We start from the raw sequence: 2,810 nt of genomic DNA on the forward strand, positions 1-2,810 counted from the left end.
AGCCGAAGGCGAGTTTAGCCAGCCGCCCGGCATTCCGAGTAGCGCAAGGAACCCGTAGGGCGCCGACCTTGGGGTCGCCTTCTTTTTGGCTACTTTTTCTTGGCGAAGCAAGAAAAAGTACGCCCGCCAGCAAGGCGGAACCCCAAGCTAATTCAACGGAAACCCGATCAGAACTGCTTCACCTCAATATTCAGCGTCTGAATCCGATAGGCTATCTGCCGCGGCGTCATCCCCAGAATGCGCGCCGCCTTGGCCTGCACCCAGCCCGCCTGTTCCAGCGCAGCGATGACGCGTTCCTTTTCCGAGAGGTTGGGATCGTCGATGTCGATTTCCGGATTTGCCCCGGAATTCGGGTTGACCGTGGGACGATGGAAACTCTCCGACGGGGCGCTGGCCGCGGCGCGAATCGGGCGCGGGCTGGTTCGTTCGCGGACACTCGGGAAACGGATCAGATCGACGTCGATGTTGCCGTCGTCGGAGAGCACTGCAGCCCGTTCCAGGCAGTTTTCCAGTTCGCGGACGTTGCCCGGCCACTCGTGATTGGCCAGCCGGCGGTTGGCCATGTCGGTCAGCTTGAGCTTGCGTTTCTGGTCGTTGCCGATCTTGGTCAGCAGGTGGCGGGCGATTTCCGGAATGTCTTCGATGCGCTCGCGCAGCGGCGGCAGGAAGAGCGGCATGACGTTGAGCCGATAAAACAAGTCTTCGCGGAAGTCGCCCATTTCGACGGCGGTTTCGAGGTCGCGGTGCGTTGCCGCGATGATGCGGACATCGACCTTGATGGTCTTGCTGCCGCCAACCCGCTCGAATTCGCCTTCCTGCAGGATGCGCAGCATCTTGGCCTGGAAGGCGGCCGAGACTTCGCCGATTTCGTCGAGGAACAGCGTGCCGCCATGGGCCTGTTCGAAACGTCCCTTGCGCGCCTCGACAGCGCCGGTGAAGGCGCCGCGTTCGTGGCCGAAGAGTTCGGATTCGAGCAGGTTTTCCGGCAGCGCCGCACAGTTGAGCTTGACCAGCGCATTGCGGGCGCGCGGCGAGTTGTAGTGGATGGCGTTGGCGATCAGTTCCTTGCCGGTGCCGGTTTCGCCGCGGATCAGGACCGTCGTGTTCCACTTGGCGACCATGCGCGCCTGGTCGAAAACCCGGCGCATCACGGCCGAGCGGCCAACCATGCTGTCGAAGCCGAACTGGTGGCGGACGGTACGCCGGAGCAGGTCGCGCTCTTCGAGTAGCGTGGATTTTTCCTGGGCGACGGCCATCGACAGGCTCAGGCTCTGGCCGATCAGGTTGGCGACCATCTCGACGAACTGGGCGCGCTCCTCGAGCAGGCCGTCTTCCGGCGCTTCGGGCTGGACGGCGAGGACACCCTTGAGGTCGCCACCAACCTTGATCGGCACGGCGATGAAGGGCAGTTCAGGCTGGTACACCTGGGCGCGGTTGAGGAAGCGCGGTTCGTCAGCGACGCGCACCAGCTTGATGGTGCGTGGCTTTTCGAGGACCAGACCGATGATGCCTTCGCCCGGGCCGTACTGGGCGTCGTCGAGGATCGGGCCTTCCGGGCTGTAGATGGTGTGGATGTTGAGCTTGCCGCTCTCCGGGTCGAGCACGCTGATCAGGCCGCGGTTCAGCCCCGCCTCATCGTGCAGGACGCGCAGGACGTCGCGCAGTGTTTCGTTGAAATCGAGCGAGCGGCTGAGCACCCGGCTGACGGCGTAGAGCGCGGCCAGCAATTGGATGTTCAGCTCGTGCGTTCGGCAGAAACCGCCGGGCGGCGGGCATTCGTCGGAGAGGGCGTGAAGGGTGTGTTCGTGCATGCTGTTCTCGTCGCTTTTCCTAGATCGGGTCGCCGTCGACGCGGAATTCGACAATCGCGGCCAGACCGCCGCTCGGGCTGTCATCGAGATCGATGATGCCGCCATGGTCGGCGACCACCTGCTGGGCGCGCGACAGGCCGGTGCCGATGTGCTTGCCGCTGCCGCCCTTGGCCGTGAAGAAGGGCTCGAAAGCTTTGTGCCGCCATTCGTGCGGAATGCCGGGGCCGCTGTCGATGACGGAGACCACGATGCAATCGTCGCGCCGCGCACTGATCAGCGATAGCTCGCGGCGCTTCCAGCCCTTGATGTTCATCGCCTCGATGGCGTTGTCGACCAGCGCCTTGAACAGCATGCGCAACTGCAGCGGGCGACCGAGCATGGCCGGCAGCGTCGACGCCGGTTGCCAGTCGACGGTGATGCCGGCGGCGAGCAGGCGCGGCGTGCTGACTTCGAGCACGTCGCGCAGGATTTCATTCATGTTCACGCTGACGACGATTTCATGCGGGCCTTGCGGGATCACCTGGCGCAGCGTTTCGAGGTGCTCGCGGCTGCCGCTCAGGGCCTGCTGCAACATCGCGGCGCTGGCCGGGTCGCGGCGCTGAAGTACCGAGATGGCCGAGGTCATGACGTTCATCGGCTCTTCAAGACGGAAGATCGCCGCCGACAGGCCTTCGCGGATCGCCGCCGTGCGTTCTTCCTCGGCCAGCACCGCTTGCAGGGCCGAGGCGCGGGCGCGCTCCTGCTCGTCACGCAGGCTGGTGATGTCGGCCATGACGACGAGCAGGCCGGGCTGACCGTCGGCGCAGAAATAGCTGTCGGCGCAATCGCTGTGCATGTCGATGATCGACGAGGTCACCGACAGCCAGCGCGGCCGGCCGGCGGCGCGGTCGATACGCGCTTCGCGATGGCTCACCAGGCATTCCTGCGGGCGGTCGGCCAGGGTATCGCGCCAACTCGGCAGCACGCTATCGAGAACGGTGTGGGCCGGCTCCTTGAGGC

2 protein-coding genes are annotated in these 2,810 nt (G+C 64.8%); both read right to left on the bottom strand.

Annotated elements, in window-relative coordinates:
• Positions 1–167: 167 nt before the first annotated feature.
• Positions 168–1,811: a nif-specific transcriptional activator NifA gene (nifA, locus tag ADADOO_RS10705; protein WP_511277420.1), complete on the bottom strand. Its 1,644-nt coding sequence runs from the start codon at positions 1,809–1,811 to the stop codon at positions 168–170.
• Between the two features lie 19 nt (positions 1,812–1,830).
• A partial coding sequence (gene nifL, locus ADADOO_RS10710) for a nitrogen fixation negative regulator NifL (RefSeq protein ID WP_511277422.1) occupies positions 1,831–2,810 on the bottom strand: 980 nt, incomplete at its 5' end.

The sequence above is a fragment of the Azonexus sp. genome (assembly GCF_036170495.1).
In the GTDB taxonomy this organism is placed as follows: domain Bacteria; phylum Pseudomonadota; class Gammaproteobacteria; order Burkholderiales; family Rhodocyclaceae; genus Azonexus.

What these genes read in the sequence shown, in the direction of transcription:
- nifA (WP_511277420.1), bottom strand. Translation starts at nt 1,811, where the DNA reads ATGCACGAACACACCCTTCACGCCCTCTCCGACGAATGCCCGCCGCCC.